The following is an 18,603-nucleotide window of genomic DNA, read 5'->3' on the forward strand; positions in this document are numbered from 1 at the left end:
ATCAGCTCTCGCTGACAGCTTAGTTATAATAACACCGCCCAAAGCAAAAGTCAACACCTTTTTTCGAATTTTCTTATTTTTAGAAAAATATAGTTAATTCTGCATATTTCGTATTTTATCTGACTATTTACAATCTATCCGAAGCCGTCCAAAAGAAAAGGCGCCTTCCGGCGCCCTTTCCCTTTCAACTCTTATTTCTCACGTTTACGATAAACAACTGCTCCGACCACTGCTGCTGCAGAAACGCCGAGCAGGATCACCCACAGCATCACCTGTGTGCGGTCTCCCGTGTCCGGACTTTTTGTTGCTTTCTTCAGATAGAATACGGTATCCGCCTGGCCCTTGCTTGAAACGATCGAAATCGTATGCTTGCCTTCTGCCAGACTCTTTGTATACTCGGCCTTCAGCGTAACCTGCGTATTCTCTTTTCCAGCCGTCACATAATTCTTCGCATCAATCTCTTTCTGGTCGATGAGAACCTTTTTAAGATCCTTTGCTTCAAAATCTGCGGTGAAGGAAAGCTCCTTGCCCTGCATACCTGACTGATTGACTCCTTTGGTAATCTTCGGAAGATTCTGCGCAGTCATCGGTTTCTGTTTCAGGCCGGCAATCGCTTTTTCCAGCGCTGCCGCATAACCATCCACCGTCTTCTGCTCCGTGATATTCTTTCCGCGTACAATCGCTGCTTTTGCATCATTGACTGCTTTTACGCTCTCGTCCGTGTATTTCTTCAGATCGTTTGGAATCTTCTTCACTGCGGCATCTACTTTGCTGTAGTCCGCATCTTTATACGTAAGGCCGGCAATCGCTGCCTCGATCTTTTTTGCGTAACCGTCTACGCTCTCCTGCTCTGTGACCGGCCGCTCGGTTACGACGCTGTTCTTTGCATCTTCCAGTGCTTTTACAGACGCATCGGTATACAGACTGAGGTCCGCCGGAATCTTTTTGATGGCTTCCTCTACTTTGGAATAATCTGCTTTCCGAACCTGCAGTCCTGCCAGTGCATTTTCAATTGCTGCTGCCCAGCCGTCTACTTCTGCCTGATCCAGAATGGTTTTTCCGCTTTCTACGCTGTTGATCGCTGTCTGAAGCGGCTGAATGCTTTCTTCCGTATAAATACTCAGATCATTCGAAACTTTGGCAAGAGCCGCGTCTACGGCGCTGTAGTCCGCCGGTTTCAGGGTCAGTCCGTCAAGAGCTGCTTTCAGGTTTTCTGCAGACTGATCGACTTCCTCCTGTCTGCTGTCATCCAGATCCCATACAATGGCTTCTTTTGCCGCATTCAGTGCTTTTACACTCTTTTCGGTATAAATGGATAAGTCTTTCGGAATCTTTCCCAGGAGTTCTTCCACTCCCTGATAATCTGCCGGAACCGGTTTGCGTACCAGTGCTGCAATTGCATTCTCCAGTGCTTCCGCATAAGCATCAACTGCCTGCTGCTCTTCTACCGTTTTGGTGCGGTCGATGGATGCGATGACTGCATTCAGTGCTTCCACGCTTTCTTCCGTATAGATAGAAAGATCTCCCGGAACTTTGGCAAGTACTGCATCAACTTCTGTGTAATCTGCGCCAAGAAGCGTCAGTGCGTTTACTGCTGTCTGAATGGCTGCCGCATAACCATTTACGGTTTCCTGTTCAGCTGATGGCAGGTTCTCTTTTACCGCATCTTTTGCTTTCTGAACAGCTGCCGCGCTTTCTTCTGTATACCGGCCCATGTCCTCCGGGATCAGCGCCAGCGCTTCTGTTACTTTGGTGTAATCTGCGGCTTTTACAATCACAGTGAATTCCTGTGTGAAGTCAACGCCGGTTTTCTTTCCGTCTTTGATTGTCGCCAGAAGTTTTACGGTTCCGGCATTCGTTACTTTCAGGTTTGTGCCGTCTAAAACAGCACCTGTCATTCCGGCATCCGTGATTTCCCATGTGATCTGTTTCTGATCTGCATTTTCTGGAACTGCTTTGCCCGTCAGTGCGGTGGTTCCCGGGATTTCTTTCGGTATGCCCTGGATTTCTGTTACAGCTGCGTACTCATAGGTTCTTATCTGGATTTCAATGGCATCTTTTGTTTCCGTTTCTGCGATCTTTGTTACAATCCAGCTTCCGTTCCAGCTGTCTGCCTTTTTAAGCAGATAATCTGCCGGAGCCTTTTTGGCCTTTTCCGTAAGATCCTTCAGATTCCAGGAAGCCGCCGCTGCGATCACAGCCTCTTTTTCTGTTTTTATTCTTTCTTTGTCATCTTTCTTTTCATCCAGATTTGTTTTTTCTGAAAGTATTCGGATTTCTCTGTTCTCTGCATCATTTTTAATCTCCGTATCTTTGCCGAGAACGTCGCCTGCTTTCAGCGAAAGCTCTCCGAACTTCCACGTTTTGGCTTCCTCTTTTGCGAATGCCATGGTTGGGAACATCGTCACGATCAGAAGCATGGACAGTACAAACGAAAGCATTTTTTTCGTTTTCTTCATAACACAAATCCTCCTTTCCTTTTGATTGTTTTGCAGCCGCCAGGGGCCGCAGTTTCTCTTGTTACTTTCATTATACGTGTGTCAGAAAAAGAGTCAACGGGCCGTAAAAATTCGTAAGAATTCTTGTGCATTTCCGCTAAAATACTTTCAACGTTTTTTCACAATACTTCCATGAATTTTTACGGCCCGTCAGATTTTCTTAAGATATTCCTTTATTTGTGATGAAGCACATATTTCACATACGCAATTCTGCGGCTGTCCGGTGCCCAGGAGTTGACGTTGATACTGCCCTGGCCGCCGAAAAGATCCAGCACTTTTTTCTTATTCTGTCCGTCATAATCCATCATTCCAAGCGATACATACATGTTCGGCAGATGCTCATTCGGTTCCAGCTCACCTTTAGCGAAGGTCAGGTAAATGACGTGTTTTCCATCCGGCGAAACGTGGCCGAACCAGTTGTTGGCATCGAAATCGGTCATCTGGGTGAGACCGCTGCCGTCACGGTTCATCCGCCATACCTGCATCAGACCGCTTCTGGTGCTGTTGAACCAGATGTGCTTTCCGTCCGGTGAATACTCCGGACCGTCGTTGTAGCCTTTGCCGTCCGTCAGGCAGGTTTCCTCGCCGCCGTCTGATGGAATCGTACAGATCTCAATGCGCATAGTCTCCTCCTCCGGCTTTTGCGGAAGGCACAGTACGCAAGCTCTTTTCCGTCCGGCGACCAGCCGTGCAGATAGCTGAGACCCGGTCCGGTGAGGTCTTTTGGTTCACCGCCTGTCATCGGGAGCACGTAGATGTGGGATTCATACGTTCCATCTGTGAGTTCCGGCGGCATGCAGCTTACCGCCAGCAGCTGGTTGTCCGGTGACGGAACGTGGTCATTGTTGCACTGCACGCAGAAACCGGTATCAACCTGCTCCACATGGTCTTTGTCGATCTCATAGCGGTAGATTTTTCCATCCGCATTATAAAGCAGGGTGTTTCCATCGTTCAGCCAGTTCGGTGCCTCGATGATTCCCGGAAACTCATGCAGCACGGTTTCTTCTCCGGTCTCCACATCCATCGTGCAGAGAATGCTGTCGGTGTTGTCTCTGTCCCCTGTCCATCCGGAGAGCATTTTTCCGGCGCGGCAGGTATCCTCCAGTGTTGCCGCATCCATATCCACAATCTGCAGTGCACCGTTTGCACGGGCGAACTGGAAGCAGGCTTTCAGATCAACCATGCCTTTTCCAAGCGGCGCTTCCTGGCCGGTGATTTTCATATCTTTATAATGAACGGCTTTGACTCGGTCCGCATGCGCCCAGAGGAACTCTTCCGGGTCGACGCCGCCGCAGTACATCCAGCCGGCATCTACTTCTGCTCCGACTTTTTCACCGCAGGCTTCCAGGAGATATTCGTACGCTGTTTTTCCATTCACGCGGATACAGATATCTTCTTTTTCGTTGTGGATCAGAAGACCTGCTCCGGCTTTTTCCAGTTCTTCTGCCAGTTCGCGGTATCTTGCAGCGGTTTCGTCCAGAACATCTTTTGTCAGGCGTGCCGGGCTCTTTACGACAAACCAGGAAATGTGGTATTTCTGCGCCAGTTCTGTAAGAATGGCAAGTTCTCTTTCATAGTGGTATTCATCCAGGAAAATGTGGACCGCATGAACCTCAATGTGGTATTTTGCAAGCAGCGGCATTGCCTGCTCCAGATCCTCCGGGATCCAGAAACCGTAGTCCCTGGCATCAACACGGAATCCGAGACACGGCTCGATCTGACGGTAGCCTGCCTCATAGATTTTCTTTAAAAATCCTTCGGGATCCTGTTTCCATTCTTTGGATACCCCATACATCTGTACACCAAAATACATATTTGTTTCCTCCTTCTCCAGATCCGCTGTTTCCCCATTTTCAGCGGATTTTCTTTTCCTCCATTTTACCACATTTCTTCTATTATAGATATGATTTTTCCTGTCAGTTATAAGAAACACGCTTTGCGTAAAAAAGGCGCCCCGTATGTGTTTTTTCCACATACGGAACGCCTTTTTCCGCCATTTTTTTCAGGGCCTGGTTATTCTTATACAAACTGGTTCGTTTTCTCATCGTACTCATAGTCGATGAGCGCCAGTTTTTCCCGCAGATCGGATTCCTCTGTCTGCATGGCCGCGCAGAATTCTGCGAGCGACGGGTAAAAATCTCTTAACTGCGTATTGACATAGCTCAGCAGCATTACGGGATCTTTCGGCATCATTCGTCTACTACCTCCACACCTGGTTTGATCATTGCCTTCAGGCCGCCGTTTTCCACATCCAGAAGGATCGTATCGCCCTCGCTGACCTGACCGCCAAGGATCAGTTTTGCGGTGCTGGTTTCTACCTCTTTCTGTACGAAACGTTTCAATGGACGGGCGCCGTAAACAGGGTCGTAGCCGCCCTCGATGACAAACTGTTTTGCAGCCGGGCTCAGTTCGACGGTAAGCTCCTGGTCTGCCAGACGTTTGTTCAGTCCTTTCAGCAACAGATCTACGATATGACCAATGTTGTCTTTTGTCAATGGTTTGAACATAATTGTTTCATCCAGACGGTTCAGGAACTCCGGACGGAAGTGTGCACGCAGATCCTGCATGACCAGGTTTCTCGCCTCTTCGGAGATGCTGCCGTCGTCCTGAATGCCGTCCAGCAGATACTGGGATCCGATATTGGAGGTCATGATCAGGATCGTATTTTTAAAGTCTACGGTACGGCCCTGGGAGTCGGTGATACGGCCGTCATCGAGTACCTGCAGCAGAACGTTGAAGACGTCCGGATGCGCTTTCTCGATCTCATCGAACAGAACAACAGAATATGGTTTTCTGCGCACTGCCTCGGTCAGCTGGCCGCCCTCCTCGTAGCCTACATATCCCGGAGGCGCTCCGATCAGACGGGAGACGGAGTATTTCTCCATGTATTCACTCATATCGATTCGAACCATGTTGTTCTCATCATCAAACAGCTTTTCTGCCAACGTTTTCGCAAGCTCTGTTTTACCGACACCGGTAGGTCCAAGGAACAGGAACGAACCGATCGGTTTTGTCGGATCCTTGATTCCGGCTTTGGAACGGATGATTGCATCCGAAACCTTGGTGACTGCCTCATTCTGGCCGATAACTCTCGTGTGAAGTTCATCTTCCAGGCCGAGGATCTTAGTTCTCTCGCCTTCGGTCAGTTTTGCAACCGGGATTCCGGTCCAGCGGGAGACAATTCTGGCAATCTCTTCATCCGTTACACTCTCGTGTACCAGGGAGAGATCTTCATTTTTAACTTTTTTCTCTTCTGCTTCCAGCATCTGCTGTAATTTCGGGAGTTCACCGTACTGCAGTTCAGCGGCGCGGTTCAGATCGTAATCATTCTTTGCTTTCTGGATCTGGCGGTTCATGTCCTCGATCTGCTCACGCAGTTTGGACAGTTTCTCAACGGAACTCTTTTCATTTTCCCACTGTGCCTTTGCAGAATTGAAGGTATCCTTTAACTCAGCCAGCTCTTTCTGCAGTGTTTCCAAACGCTCGCGGCTCAGATTGTCGGTCTCTTTTTTCAGTGCAGCTTCCTCGATCTGCATCTGCAGAATCTTACGGCGCTGCTCATCCAGCTCGGCCGGCATGGAATCCAGTTCTGTCTTGATCAGAGCGCATGCCTCGTCGACCAGGTCGATTGCTTTATCTGGCAGGAAACGATCGCTGATGTAACGGTTCGAAAGGGTTGCGGCTGCAACGAGGGCACCGTCGGTGATTTTTACGCCGTGGTAAACTTCGTAGCGCTCTTTTAAGCCACGCAGGATGGAAATCGTATCCTCTACGGTCGGCTCATCAACCTGAACCGGCTGGAAACGGCGCTCCAGGGCGGCATCTTTTTCGATGTACTGGCGGTACTCATCCAGCGTTGTGGCACCGATGCAGTGCAGTTCGCCTCGTGCCAGCATAGGTTTCAGCATGTTTCCGGCATCCATCGCGCCGTCGGTCTTTCCGGCGCCGACGATCAGGTGCAGCTCATCGATGAACAGAATGATTTTTCCGTCGCTCTTTCTGACTTCCTCCAGAACGGCTTTCAGACGCTCCTCGAATTCGCCACGGTATTTTGCTCCGGCTACCAGGGCTCCCATATCGAGGGAGAAAATGGTTTTATCTTTCAGGCTCTCCGGTACATCGCCGTTGGCGATTCGCTGGGCCAGGCCTTCTACGACTGCGGTTTTACCAACACCAGGCTCACCGATCAGAACCGGATTGTTTTTTGTCTTACGGGACAGGATACGGACAACGTTCCGAATTTCGGTATCACGACCGATAACCGGGTCCATTTTCTGGTTTCTGGCTTTTTCTACGATATCCTGGCCATATTTTTCCAGGGTGTCGTATGTTGCCTCCGGGTTGTCGGTGGTAACCCTCTGGTTTCCGCGCACGGTGCTTAATGCCTGCAGGAAACGTTCTCTTGTGATGCCGTACTCCTGAAACAGTTTTTTCATGGACGGGCTTGAGTTTTTCAGCATTGCCAGGAAGAGGTGTTCTACGGAAACATACTCGTCTCCCATGGCTTTCGCCTCATCCTCAGCATTTATCAATGCTTTATTCAGATACTGACCGATATACGGCTGACCGCCGGATACTTTGACGCGGTCGTTCAGCGCCGTCTCGACACGGTTCAGAAAATGATCTTTGTTGATTTCCATCTTTTCGATCATTTTCAGAATCAGGCTGTCGTCCTGATGCAGGAGGTTATACAACAGATGCTCCTGCTCTATTTCCTGGTTGCCGAAATCGTATGCGGTCTTTTCCAGGTCCTGTACAGCCTGCAGCGATTTTTGTGTGAATTTACTAATATTCATAATCGGCTTCCTCCTTATCTATTTGGGTGCTAACATTCGCTCCGAACAAAAAGAGCGTTGATGTGAATTTTCTTTTCTTTCTTTGTTCTAGTCGTACTATAACACTAGTTGTTAGCACTGTCAAGAGGAGAGTGCTAATTTTTATTTTTTTCCCGACGCTCCTTTTCTCCCTCCCCCCCTAAAAGATTTTTATTCATCGCCGTACACAGCAATAAAATGAATCAGTGCCTCTGTTTCGGAACTGGCATACTTTTTGGCAGATGCTTCCAGCGGCTGTGATTGATATGCTTCAAACGAATCGCCCTCGTCGCGTCCAGATATGTAGCGATTATCATTTAGTTTCCACTTCCTCATTTCTTCAAAATAAGCAGTATTCGCCATTTCCGAATTCCAGTCCATTCGCTCCAGCAGATAATACTCCATTCCATGATAACATTCTTCGCAAATTCCCGTAAAAAATTCTTCTGCTGTCTGAGATGTTAAATGCTCTGGAGCATACCATATTTCGTTCTCTTCATTATTATATAATGCAACGCAATTCGATGATCCTGTCTCTTTCACATACAGCGGAATTTCGGGAATTCCAAGTCGTTCTGTTTCAAGCCGTACCATCTTCTGCGCTGCAATTGTTCTTTCTTCCAGTGTTTTTTGCCTCCATTCGCTCTCCTTTAAGCTCAGCAGAAATTCTTTATTTTCCTGAAAAATGTTCTCCTGATTCTGGACGAGATTATAGTCCTTTTTTCGTTCGTAAAGTTCTGCCACTCCGGACGGAGACTCAAGCTTCCAATATATCATCATACAAGTCGGTACCATACTCACGCATACTGAAACAAACAGAAATGCGTTTAAGTCACTTCTTTTTAATCTCCAGAATTTTTTCGGAGAATATTTTCGTTTTTTTCTATGTAAATCTCTTAAAACCGTAACAAGAAATATCCCATCCAGCACTGCAAGAAACAACACAATTTTCAGTGAATATTGGGCAAATAAAAACAGCATCAGTATGCTCGGCGGAAATGTATAGAATAAAACTTCATTTGCAGTTCCATCTGCGCAGTAGCTTCGAATGGGTGAGGCCAGCCACAAAATCAGGCACAGCGCATAGGCAAAAAGCATTGTCCCCGACGAAATATGGACGGAACATTCTGTAATATATACCTCAACCTGTTTCACATACATCACATACAAGATACAGATCGGATATAAAATCGAGCTTTTGCTCAACCAGTATGCCGCTGATTTTCTTTCCCGTCTTCTTTTCTGTTCCTCCATATCAGATCCCCCCTGATTTTTCTTTTGTTTTATTTGAAATACTTGTATGTTTATTTTAGCGTAATTTTTCGTTTTTGCCTATCCTTCGTTTTTCAGTTGAATCTTTCTGTAAAAACCAAAATTGCGAAACCCTGTTTTGGCAGGACTCCGCAATCTCTTTTTCCTATTTACTTTATGATACATGACGGGCAGCATATTTCATTTCGTATCAAACCTCGTCGCAATCATATGCACCACATACGGCACGAGAATGACCGGGATTGCGAGGTAGGCGAGAATGCTGTACGCTTTCTGGATCAGCGTCAGCAGGCCGAGCTGGGCGATGAGGAAGTCTGCGATGCAGCAAGCGAGGGCGGCGAGGATCTGGGTGCGGCTGATGCTGCCCGCTGTTTCTGGTTTTCCGCTTCGCTTTGCAAGGCCGGCGTGGATTCGTTTGACCATGGCGGCAACCATGTTGACGGCTGTGGATACGGCACCGAGGATGATCAGTACGGAAATCAGCGGTGTCATGAATTTACTGCCGACGCCCTGCTGAACCATAAATAATGTCGGGACGCTCTGCTGGCTCATTTCCGGGTTCTGGTATACGGTCATGATTCCGAGGACGACCATGATCATCAGAAGGGCATTTAATACGGCACCGACTGCCATGCTCTTTCCGGCATCCTGCGGTTTTTCGAAGGATTTGGCATGCTGGACGAAGACTGCGACATTGGCAAGCTGGAAGGTTCCGTAGAGGAATGCGGCGTACAGGGCTTTGCCGAATGGGAGGTCTGCGGTTTTCATGGCGTTTACAGTATCGCCGATCTTTCCGGCTCCGGCGATGATGTTCGGGACGTAGACGATCAGCAGACCGGCGATAATGCAGATGGACAGCACTGACGCTACTTTCCGCACCAGATCCGTTCCGAATACCGAAACGACGAAAATAAACGCTCCGATCACAAAGGTACTGAGCAGGTACGGCAGACTGGTCAGGGTGCTCAGCGTTGCACCGCCGGTTGCGAAGGCAACGGCCGGGGCGACGCACATAACGCAGAGGTACAAGAGCTCAAACAGATTGGAAAACAACGGCGCGAATCTGCCGTAAAACGCATTGTTATAGGAACGATAATCGTAAACTTCGTGCTTCCGCGCGAAATACAGGCAGTATGCAAAGAACACACCGTTGTACGCCATTGCAAAGAGCGGCAGAAAAAGACTCCAGATACCGTATCTTACATAATAGCTGTAAATCTGTGCGCCCGAGGCGAAGCCGCCTCCGAAATGGGTCGTGAACCACACGAACGCCACTCCGAGAATCATCGATCCTGCTTTGTTTTTCTTACTCATCTTTCTTCACCCTCTCCTTCAGTTTTGTCATCGCCGCATCGAGCATCTCCGGTGTCACACGGTATGGATAATGCTTCACATCGGACATCTCCGGGATGCGTGTCATGCTTTCCTTCCACTGTTCTTCGGAAATTTCAATCTGCTCCAGCGATACCGGGAGATTGATACTGCGGTTCAGCTCATAGACTTTCTCAAACTCTTCTTCCTGTCCGTCGACGAGCAGGGCAAGCAGGACGCCGAAGCCCACGACTTCTCCGTGCAGATGGCGCTCTTCGATGACCGGATATGAGGTCAGTGCATAGAAAATGGCATGCGCCAGGCCGCTGTTGTAATCCGGTGTGAAATCCTTTGTAAGGAAAATCGAAGCGATTCCCGTTGTGACGACGATCGCCAGGATAACCTGCTCCACATCGTAAGTACAGAGTTTCTGTTTGTGGTCTGCAAACGCCTTCGGACCGTATTCCAGCAGCGGGTCACGGCACATTTTACTGAGTGCAACGCCAAGAGATGTAAAATGCTCCAGCCGCTCATCCCTTGATGAAATGGTCGCTTCATAATATTTTGCATATGTATCGCCGATTCCCGCCCACAGGTACTGATATGGGGCTTTCGCGATGATCTCCGTGTCGATGAACGCATGCATCGCCGGGCGGATGAAGAAATGCGGCTTTAAGAAAGTACCGTCCTCATTGTACATAATTGAGACGGATGTGCAGGCGGCGCAGTTGGATGCGATGGTCGGGAACGTGAAGACCGGCTTGTCGTCTGTGATGCAGAGGCATTTTACGGTGTCGAGTGCTTTTCCGCCGCCCACGCCGAAGACCATATCGGCAAGCTGATACAGCTTCATGCTGCGCAGGCGCTCGACCGTCTGATACGTACAGTCTTTTCCGAAAATCTCTTTTCCGATGATGACAAGATTCGTCTCGTCTACGGCTGCTTTGATTTTATCGTAGGCAGCAGCAAGCGCTTTTTCTCCTCCGATGACCAGAACGGTTTTTCCATACGACTCGCATACCGGACCGATCTTGTCGTAAATGATGGATCCGATGGAATAGCTTGGCAGATGCACTTCATAATTTTCCAGTTTCATAACGATTCTCCCTTCTTCCTAACAAGCAAAAGGGCATACTGACCTTCTGTTGGTCAATACGCCCTTGTATCTCCGATGTGCTTTAGTATATCACAGTTTTAACGCGAATGCACTCAATTTTAAGCAAAACGCAAAAGATCCCGGGATTTTTCTCTCCCGGGATCTGAAAATTCTTACTATGTAATTCTTTTTTAAACCACACGTCTTACCGCAAGAATCGTGGTATACGCTGCGTTGCTGCTGATCTTGATACCGTCGCGCTCATTGCTTGCGTGTACGATTGCACCGCCGCCGATGTAGATGGCTACGTGGCCGCTGTAGCAGATAATATCGCCCGGCTGAGCCTCTGCATAAGATACACCGCGTCCTACACCACGCAGTGCACTGGAGGAATGCGGAAGGTCGTATCCGAAGTGTGCGTAAACGCTCATGATAAAGCCGGAGCAGTCAGCTCCGTTGGTAAGGCTTGTGCCGCCCCATACGTACGGGTTGCCGATGAACTGGGTTGCATAGGATACGATGGCGCTTCCTGTTGCACTTCCGGTGCTGCTGGAGCTGCTGGAATCATCCGAGCTGCTGGTATCGCTGGACGAAGAATCATCGTAAGAGCTTCCTCCGTTAGACGGTGTTGTTGTCGTGGTGGAGCTTCCTGTGCTGGACGGTGTGTTGTCTGCCGTTGTTGTATTATTTGCAGCACTGCTTGCGGCTGCTTCTGCTGCTGCCTGTCTTGCTGCTTCTGCCTGGCGGGCTGCCTCGGCTGCTTCTGCTGCCTGACGGGCCTCTTCGGCTTTTCTTGCTGCCTCTTCGGCTGCAATCTCCTCCTGGATCTGCTGGATCTTTGCGTTCTGCTCTGCCAGTACTGCGTTGTACTGTGCAGCCATGTCGTTCAGGTCTGCGATCTGGTTTTCGTAGTCATCGGAAACGGCTTTTTTCTGCTCAAGCATTGCCTCAAGGGACTGCTGCTGTGCTTCCTGCTCTGCCTCACTAGCTTCGAGATCTGCTTTTTCATCTGCAAGCTGATCGCTGTAGTCTGTTACCTGCTGTACAAGATCCATGTACTCCTGCAGGCACTCTCTGTCGTATTTGTATAACTTCTGGGTGTACTCAGCCTGGTTGAGAATGCTGCTTAAATCTTTTCCCTCCAGAAGAAGTGCTGCCCAGCCGTTGTCTCCGCCGCTCTCATAGAGGAACTGGATTCGTTTTTTCATCAGCTCGTACTGCTCGTCCTCTTCAGCCTGGGACTGTGCCAGTTTTTCCTGTGTTGTTTCATTTCTGTCTGTTTCTCTGCAATTTCATTTTTCAGATTTTCCACGGATGCCATGGTTACGACAAGCTGTGCGTCCAGGTCATCAATCTCGCCGGTAATCTGATTCTTTTTGGTTTCCAGATCGTCGATTTCTGCTTTTGCGTTGTCAAGCTGTGCGCTGGTCTCTGCCTGTGCTGCCTGCTGCTGCTGTAACTGCTCCTGTTTCGAGGCGCTTACTGTCATTACCTGAGCTGCACTTACGATCACTGCTAAACTTAAGGCAAGAAATTTTTTTCTCATTCTTTCACTCCCAAATTGATTCGTTGTATGTAGGTTTCTTTGTTTCAGGTTTCCCTGTTTCTTAGAAATTCAATTATTCTGTAACAATTTTGAAATATTTTTCCCAATTCTTTTACATAATATCACAATTCACAAATGGATGCAAGGAAAAATATCCCGACTTTTTGTAAACAATTCGTGAACAGTAACGATACATGTTATTTTACCTTCTGTACACTCACACAACTCAATTTGTATTGATCCGGCGAGGAAAGCGCATCGCCGTCAGGGATTGAAAAGTCCTCTGCGGAGAATTTCGCACAGAGTGCCCGGTACTGATCCTCTGTAAAGTACGGCACCGCATCCTGATTCCATTCCAGACTGATTTCCTGATTGGTCACGCCGCGCGTTACAATTTTCCCGCCTTCAAAATCCTTTTGTTTCATTTCTTTTAACGCATTGTAAACTGCAGTTCCATAATCCAGACGTACTTTCAACACGGCATTGGCGTACTCCTCCACGCCGCCGTTTGCGATCAGTGCTCCGCCTGCCGCAGATGCTGCTGCGCCAAGTACATTCTGATACGATGCACCGTCCGAGAAGAGAATCTGTCCGCCCTCACCATACCAGCTTTTGATTTTTTCCAAATACGACGGTGATACGCTGCTGCTTTTCCGATACGTATAATCCAGCGTGATGCTGTTTTCTCCAAGTCCCAGATCCGCAGCGGCCGCCTCTGCACCGAGTGCATAACCTGTCCCGTACTTTGTTCCGTTCTCTTCGTTTTTCTGTCCGATATAGCCCAGGTGCGTGTAGCCGGCCTGTACTGCCGCATATCCTGCCAGGTAGCCGGCCTCTGATACATCAATTTCCAGGCTTTCTGTATTTCCGCGGAGACGGCTGCGGCCGCTCTCACTGACCGGTTCTGCCTCCAGCAGCAGAAAACGGACATCCTTCCAGTCGCGCTGTGCATCGTAAACGGCGCGGCTCATGCTCGTTCCGGCACAGACGATAACGGATGCTCCCTTCTGCGCCGCCTCTTTGATGGTGTTTTCATAGTCCTCTGTTGTCCGTCCTGCCGGAACACTTGCTTCATATTTCAGACCGCTCTCGTCTCCATACTGCGCAAGACCGTTCCATGCTGACTGATACACGGCATCGGAAGCTACCTCACTGCCGTCGGTTACCAGCACCAGATCCACTGGTTCCGTCTTTTCTTTTCCGCAGCCGCCCAGCAGCAGCAACGACACTGCGCCAAGACAGAGCGCCCATTTCCAGCTCTTTCGCATGTTTACTCCCCTTGTATTTTTATTTTCCAGATTTTTTCTTTTGTATTTCTGATCTGCGTCTTTCACGCACCTTCTAGTATAGACAATTCCAGCGCAAAAAGAAAGAGAGAATACACGAACTACAAAGTTTTTTTGTATTCTCTCTTATTTTTTATAGAAGATATTTTACTGGAACAGATCGTTCAGGATTTCTGCCGGTTTCTTCCTGCGGTAGCCTTCACTGTCACTTAAGATACTGCTGCTCCAGGTGAAATGATTCACACCGGTCAGATAGGACCGGTCAAGAACTTTTACACCATACCGCTCATACGCAACCGGATAATACATTTTCATGTATTCATTTGCCAGCTCAATAGCTTCACTGTTAATGCTTCCTGTTGAAGAAACGGTTCCGCCAAGCTGAATATACGGCGGTGTCGAATGAATGACAACCACGCTGCCGTCCGAGCACTGGCCAATGACAATCCAGACATGACCGCTCTTGCTGACCACATCACCCGGCGTAAATTTCTGGGACGTATCGCCTGTCACGCAGGTTCCCCAGCCTTTTCTTGCAAAGTAGGCCGGCATTCCAGTGGAGGTTGTCGTTGCATACTCTTTCGTCACCTGATGTGCGGTCCATCCGACATAGCCGGAACAGTCAAGACCTTTTCCGTACTCATACAGATGATCGGAATAGTTGTAGGTGGAATTCTGTGTATTGAAGAATTGTTTCCACTGCGCATTGACGCCGTAACTCTCTGCCTCTGCGTCTGTGTGGCCGCCTCCCCAGATATACAGGGTGTTTCCAAGCGGAAGCAGTGCATTTTTCAGAAAGTTCCGTACGGTGCGGACACCGATCTGCGCGGACGGTTCAAATCCGTCCGGACTCTGTACCAGCTTGCCGTCCTCATCGAACACATACGTTTTTCCGTCGATCACCTGTTTTCCGGTTATCATGCCGCCCCAGTTTCGGAAATAGTACGTATTTCCGCCAATCGACTGCCAGCCGATTGCCATTTTCGAGTCAGATCCAAGGTAATAGAGGTTATTATCATAGGTAATAAACGCATTCTTGTACATGCCGCCCCAGCTTCTCGGATAATAATAGTTATAATCCCAGTATACCCAGCCGCTTGTCGCCATAACGCCGTTTTTGTCTACATAATAATAGTTTCCGTCGTACTGAAACAGCTCGTCATCTCTTCTGGTTCCATTGGCGTTGATCCAGTAATGCGTTCCGTCCAGAAGCAGCCAGCCCGTATGGCTTGTGCCGTCCTCATCGAAATAATACGTTTTTCCGCCGTTCTGCACCCAGCCGGTGGCAAATGTTCCATCTGAATTGGCATAGTATGTTTTACCGCCGATGGTAAATGTCTGATCATGGTACAGACCGCCCCAGCTCTGGAATGCGTATTTTGTTCCGCCGATGGTATGAATTCCGGTGTACATGCCGCCCCAGCTTCGGAAATAGTAGCGGTTTTTGTCGTAGGTGATCCATTCAGACGATGCCATCGTACCGTCTTCTTTCATCCAGTACCAGTTGTTGTCATATTTCACCCAGCCGGTCTGAAGCGACGTATCCTTGTTGATCCAGTAATACGTTCCGTTGGTCAGATACCAGCCCTCTTTTGTAATCTGCTCGCCGTCTTCCAGAAAATAGTATTTCTTTCCATTGATATCGCAGACACCTGTATAGAAGGTTCCGTCATCCTTTGCCCAGTATTTCTTTCCCTGCCAGGTAAAAGATTCGTTATGGTAAACGCCGCCCCAGCTGTGGAAATAATATCTTGTTCCGTCAACCTCTTTCATTCCGGTGTACATCACACCGTCACCGTCGAAATAGTATCGGTTGTTGTCATACGTGATCCATTCAGATGCAGCACGTGTGCCGTCCGCTTTCAGCCAGTACCATTTGCCTTCCAGCTTCAGCCAGCCGGTCTGAACAGAACCATCCTGATTGATCCAGTAAGTCTGATCTCCCAGCTGAACCCAGCCGGTCTGGCTGGCATGATAGATCGATCCGTCATTCTGCGCTATGTAGGTTTTTCCTTTTACGGTAAAGAAGGTGTTTCGATATACACCACCCCAGCTCCGGAAATAATACTCGTTTCCTCCGATGCTCTGGAAACCGTTTTTATAAATGCCGCCCCAGCTCTGGAAGTAATACAGATTGTTGTTGATTTCTTTCCAGCCGGATGCCATCATGACACCATTATCATCAAACCAGTACCAGTTATCATCGTACAGCAGCCAGCCGGTCTGCAGGACGCCGTCTTCTCTTACCCAATAATATGATGTGCCTTTTTTCAGCCAGCCTTTTTGTGTGATCTGCGCTCCCGTAGTATCATCAAATGCGCAGAGATCACCATGTCCATTCATTGTTCTGACTATTCCACGGGCAACGATACCATTTTCCTGTACATAGTACATTTTTCCACTGATGCTGAGATACACATTTCTCTGAATGCCGCCCCAGCTCTGGAAATAATAAAGGTTTCCATCTACTTCCTGAAAACCATTTTTATAGATTGCTCCGTCTCCCTTGGCATAATAAAAATTATTATCGTATGTGAACCAGCTGTTTTCTGCCATGCGGCCGTTCCGGTCCGGATCCAGCCAGTACCAGTTTCCATTCCGGTAAAGCCATCCTGTTTTCAGCTGTCCGTTCTCATAAAAATACCAGCCGCCGTCGCCTGCCTTAACCCAGCCATTCTGACTGGCCCGCACAGCAGCACCGCTGTCCTGTGAAGCCTGTGTCTGCGTTTCACTCTGTATCCCGCTCTGCTGATCCTCTGTCTCCACAGACTGGTCCATCACCGTGCTGCTCCCCACAGCACTCGCGGAAACAGTCGTCGGATGTACGCTGAGCATCAGCACCATAAAAAGTGTACCGCCCAGAAGACTTCTCAATTTTTTCTTCGATGTCATTGGCAAGTAACTCCCTTACTATATTATATCTGCTTTTCTCTCCATGTTATCATTAGAAATTATATTATCTTTTGTAATATTTTGCAATAAAAACGTAAAAAAAGAGACATTCACGAAGGAATGTCTCTTTTTTTCTGTGTTTTATTTCACGCTTTATTCTGTCTTTTCAAGACAATATCCTGTGTTATTAGAACAATCCTGTAATCTTTCCAGTAGCGTCTACATCGATACGCTCTGCTGCCGGAACTTTCGGCAGACCTGGCATGGTCATGATGTCACCGGTCAGGGCTACGATGAAGCCTGCACCTGCGGAGATTTTCAGGTTACGTACGGTAACTTCGAATCCGGTCGGTGCGCCGAGTTTGGTCTGATCATCGGTCAGGCTGTACTGGGTTTTTGCCATACAGATCGGGCAGTTGCCAAATCCGAGAGCCTCTAACTGTTTTGCCTGTTTCTGTGCATTTGCGGTCAGGACAACTCTGCTTCCGCCGTAGATCTTCTGAACGATGGCGTTCAGTTTCTCTTCGATGGAGCCTTCCAGATCGTATGCATAGGTGAAATCGTTCGGCTGCTCGCAAAGACGGACAACTTCTTCTGCCAGGGCTACGCCGCCCTCGCCGCCTTTTGCCCATACCTCGGACAGAACAACGTTGACACCGAGCTCTTTGCATTTCTCCTCAACCAGCTTCAGCTCTGCTTCGGTATCGGTCGGGAATGCGTTGATGGCAACGACACATGGCAGTTTGTATACGTTTGTGATGTTGCTTACGTGTTTCAGAAGGTTCGGCATACCTTTCTCCAGAGCTTCCAGGTTCTCGCCGTTCAGTTCTGCTTTCGGAACGCCGCCGTTGTATTTCAGGGCACGAACAGTTGCTACGACTACAACTGCATTCGGTTTCAGGCCTGCCATACGGCATTTGATGTCGAGGAATTTCTCAGCACCAAGGTCAGCACCGAAGCCTGCCTCTGTGATAGTGTAATCTGCTAATTTCAGGCACATTTTGGTTGCTGTTACAGAGTTGCAGCCGTGTGCGATGTTTGCGAATGGTCCGCCGTGAACGATAGCCGGAGTTCCTTCCAGAGTCTGTACCAGGTTTGGTTTCAGGGCATCTTTTAAGAGTGCTGCCATAGCGCCTTCTGCGTGCAGGTCACCTGCGGTTACCGGTTTCTGCTCGGATACTTTTCCGTAGGTATATCCGATGATGATCTTGGAAAGTCTTTCTTTCAGATCTGTGATGTCGCTTGCCAGACACAGAACTGCCATAACCTCAGATGCTACGGTGATGTCATAGCCGTCTTCTCTCGGCATTCCGTTTGTTCTTCCGCCAAGGCCGTCTACAACGCTTCGAAGCTGACGGTCATTCATATCTACGCATCGTTTCCAGGTGATCTTTCTCGGATCGATATTCAGAGCGTTTCCCTGGAAAATGTGGTTGTCGATCATAGCTGCCAGCAGGTTGTTTGCTGCACCGATTGCATGGAAGTCACCGGTGAAGTGAAGGTTGATATCTTCCATTGGAACAACCTGTGCGTATCCGCCGCCTGCTGCTCCGCCTTTTACACCGAAGACCGGTCCAAGAGATGGCTCGCGAAGTGCAACCATTGCTTTTTTACCGATTCTGGAAAGTCCGTCTACCAGACCTACAGAAGTTGTTGTTTTTCCTTCTCCTGCCGGTGTCGGGTTGATGGCTGTAACGAGGATCAGTTTTCCATCCTCCGCATTGGTGTCTTTTAACAGGTTGTAATCAATTTTTGCTTTGTACTTTCCGTACTGCTCCAGATATTTGTCATCAATACCTGCTTTTTCTGCGATCGCTGTGATCGGCTGCATGGTACATTCCTGTGCAATTTCAATGTCTGATTTGTAACCCATTGTTTTAAAATCCCC

At 48.6% G+C, this 18,603-nt stretch carries 13 protein-coding genes; all 13 read right to left on the reverse strand.

The genetic code is table 11. The features are described from left to right. Positions 1 to 191: 191 nt before the first annotated feature. Positions 192 to 2,459, reverse strand: coding sequence for a hypothetical protein (locus DWZ60_RS11460; RefSeq protein ID WP_119221650.1), 2,268 nt, complete (start codon positions 2,457 to 2,459; stop codon positions 192 to 194). A 212-nt stretch (positions 2,460 to 2,671) separates the two neighbouring features. Continuing rightward, positions 2,672 to 3,121, reverse strand: a complete 450-nt coding sequence (locus DWZ60_RS17545) for a TolB family protein (RefSeq protein WP_199669418.1) — start codon at positions 3,119 to 3,121, stop codon at positions 2,672 to 2,674. Then, complete coding sequence (locus DWZ60_RS17550; protein WP_199669419.1) at positions 3,067 to 4,311, reverse strand: TIM barrel protein; 1,245 nt, start codon at positions 4,309 to 4,311, stop codon at positions 3,067 to 3,069. Before DWZ60_RS17550 ends, DWZ60_RS17545 begins: the two co-directional genes overlap by 55 nt. Before the next feature lie 206 nt (positions 4,312 to 4,517). After that, on the reverse strand, positions 4,518 to 4,691 hold the full coding sequence (locus DWZ60_RS11475) for a DUF4250 domain-containing protein (protein ID WP_022461670.1): 174 nt from the start codon (positions 4,689 to 4,691) through the stop codon (positions 4,518 to 4,520). Further along, entirely contained in the window at positions 4,688 to 7,294 is a 2,607-nt protein-coding gene (clpB, locus tag DWZ60_RS11480) for an ATP-dependent chaperone ClpB (protein WP_119207727.1), read from the reverse strand. Before clpB ends, DWZ60_RS11475 begins: the two co-directional genes overlap by 4 nt. Before the next feature lie 189 nt (positions 7,295 to 7,483). After that, entirely contained in the window at positions 7,484 to 8,566 is a 1,083-nt protein-coding gene (locus tag DWZ60_RS11485; protein WP_117510090.1) for a hypothetical protein, read from the reverse strand. Positions 8,567 to 8,764: 198 nt separating this feature from the next. After that, a complete protein-coding gene (locus tag DWZ60_RS11490) occupies positions 8,765 to 9,898 on the reverse strand; it encodes a YkvI family membrane protein (protein WP_119221651.1) in 1,134 nt (377 codons plus the stop codon). Then, positions 9,891 to 10,991 carry an iron-containing alcohol dehydrogenase family protein gene (locus DWZ60_RS11495; protein ID WP_119221652.1) on the reverse strand — a complete coding sequence of 367 codons (1,101 nt, stop codon included), beginning with the start codon at positions 10,989 to 10,991 and terminating at the stop codon, positions 9,891 to 9,893. The genes DWZ60_RS11490 and DWZ60_RS11495 overlap by 8 nt, the downstream gene beginning before the upstream one ends. Before the next feature lie 191 nt (positions 10,992 to 11,182). Then, the gene (locus DWZ60_RS11500) at positions 11,183 to 12,199 is read right to left on the reverse strand and encodes a C40 family peptidase (RefSeq protein WP_243038308.1); all 1,017 of its coding nucleotides are present in this window, start codon (positions 12,197 to 12,199) and stop codon (positions 11,183 to 11,185) included. Next, a complete protein-coding gene (locus DWZ60_RS18235) occupies positions 12,199 to 12,537 on the reverse strand; it encodes a hypothetical protein (protein ID WP_243038309.1) in 339 nt (112 codons plus the stop codon). Before DWZ60_RS18235 ends, DWZ60_RS11500 begins: the two co-directional genes overlap by 1 nt. Before the next feature lie 197 nt (positions 12,538 to 12,734). Further along, positions 12,735 to 13,805, reverse strand: a complete 1,071-nt coding sequence (locus DWZ60_RS11505; RefSeq protein WP_147345114.1) for a BMP family ABC transporter substrate-binding protein — start codon at positions 13,803 to 13,805, stop codon at positions 12,735 to 12,737. A 165-nt stretch (positions 13,806 to 13,970) separates the two neighbouring features. Next, positions 13,971 to 16,715, reverse strand: a complete 2,745-nt coding sequence (locus DWZ60_RS11510) for a hypothetical protein (protein WP_119221653.1) — start codon at positions 16,713 to 16,715, stop codon at positions 13,971 to 13,973. A 187-nt stretch (positions 16,716 to 16,902) separates the two neighbouring features. Then, positions 16,903 to 18,588, reverse strand: coding sequence for a formate--tetrahydrofolate ligase (locus DWZ60_RS11515; RefSeq protein ID WP_022461681.1), 1,686 nt, complete (start codon positions 18,586 to 18,588; stop codon positions 16,903 to 16,905). Between the last annotated feature and the right edge of the window lie 15 nt (positions 18,589 to 18,603).

Origin of the sequence: Blautia sp. AF34-10 (genome assembly GCF_003477865.1) — a bacterium.
In the GTDB taxonomy this organism is placed as follows: Bacteria; Bacillota; Clostridia; order Lachnospirales; family Lachnospiraceae; genus Fusicatenibacter; species Fusicatenibacter saccharivorans.

Bases quoted from the DNA above. Each gene is read 5' to 3' on its own strand.
- DWZ60_RS11505 (WP_147345114.1), bottom strand. From the start codon at position 13,805: ATGCGAAAGAGCTGGAAATGGGCGCTCTGTCTTGGCGCAGTGTCGTTG.
- DWZ60_RS11460 (WP_119221650.1), bottom strand. From the start codon at position 2,459: ATGAAGAAAACGAAAAAAATGCTTTCGTTTGTACTGTCCATGCTTCTG.
- DWZ60_RS17550 (WP_199669419.1), bottom strand. From the start codon at position 4,311: ATGTATTTTGGTGTACAGATGTATGGGGTATCCAAAGAATGGAAACAG.
- DWZ60_RS11510 (WP_119221653.1), bottom strand. From the start codon at position 16,715: ATGACATCGAAGAAAAAATTGAGAAGTCTTCTGGGCGGTACACTTTTT.
- DWZ60_RS11485 (WP_117510090.1), bottom strand. From the start codon at position 8,566: ATGGAGGAACAGAAAAGAAGACGGGAAAGAAAATCAGCGGCATACTGG.
- DWZ60_RS11500 (WP_243038308.1), bottom strand. From the start codon at position 12,199: ATGAAAAAACGAATCCAGTTCCTCTATGAGAGCGGCGGAGACAACGGC.
- DWZ60_RS11490 (WP_119221651.1), bottom strand. From the start codon at position 9,898: ATGAGTAAGAAAAACAAAGCAGGATCGATGATTCTCGGAGTGGCGTTC.
- DWZ60_RS11475 (WP_022461670.1), bottom strand. From the start codon at position 4,691: ATGATGCCGAAAGATCCCGTAATGCTGCTGAGCTATGTCAATACGCAG.
- DWZ60_RS11515 (WP_022461681.1), bottom strand. From the start codon at position 18,588: ATGGGTTACAAATCAGACATTGAAATTGCACAGGAATGTACCATGCAG.
- DWZ60_RS11495 (WP_119221652.1), bottom strand. From the start codon at position 10,991: ATGAAACTGGAAAATTATGAAGTGCATCTGCCAAGCTATTCCATCGGA.
- DWZ60_RS17545 (WP_199669418.1), bottom strand. From the start codon at position 3,121: ATGCGCATTGAGATCTGTACGATTCCATCAGACGGCGGCGAGGAAACC.
- clpB (WP_119207727.1), bottom strand. From the start codon at position 7,294: ATGAATATTAGTAAATTCACACAAAAATCGCTGCAGGCTGTACAGGAC.
- DWZ60_RS18235 (WP_243038309.1), bottom strand. From the start codon at position 12,537: ATGAGAAAAAAATTTCTTGCCTTAAGTTTAGCAGTGATCGTAAGTGCA.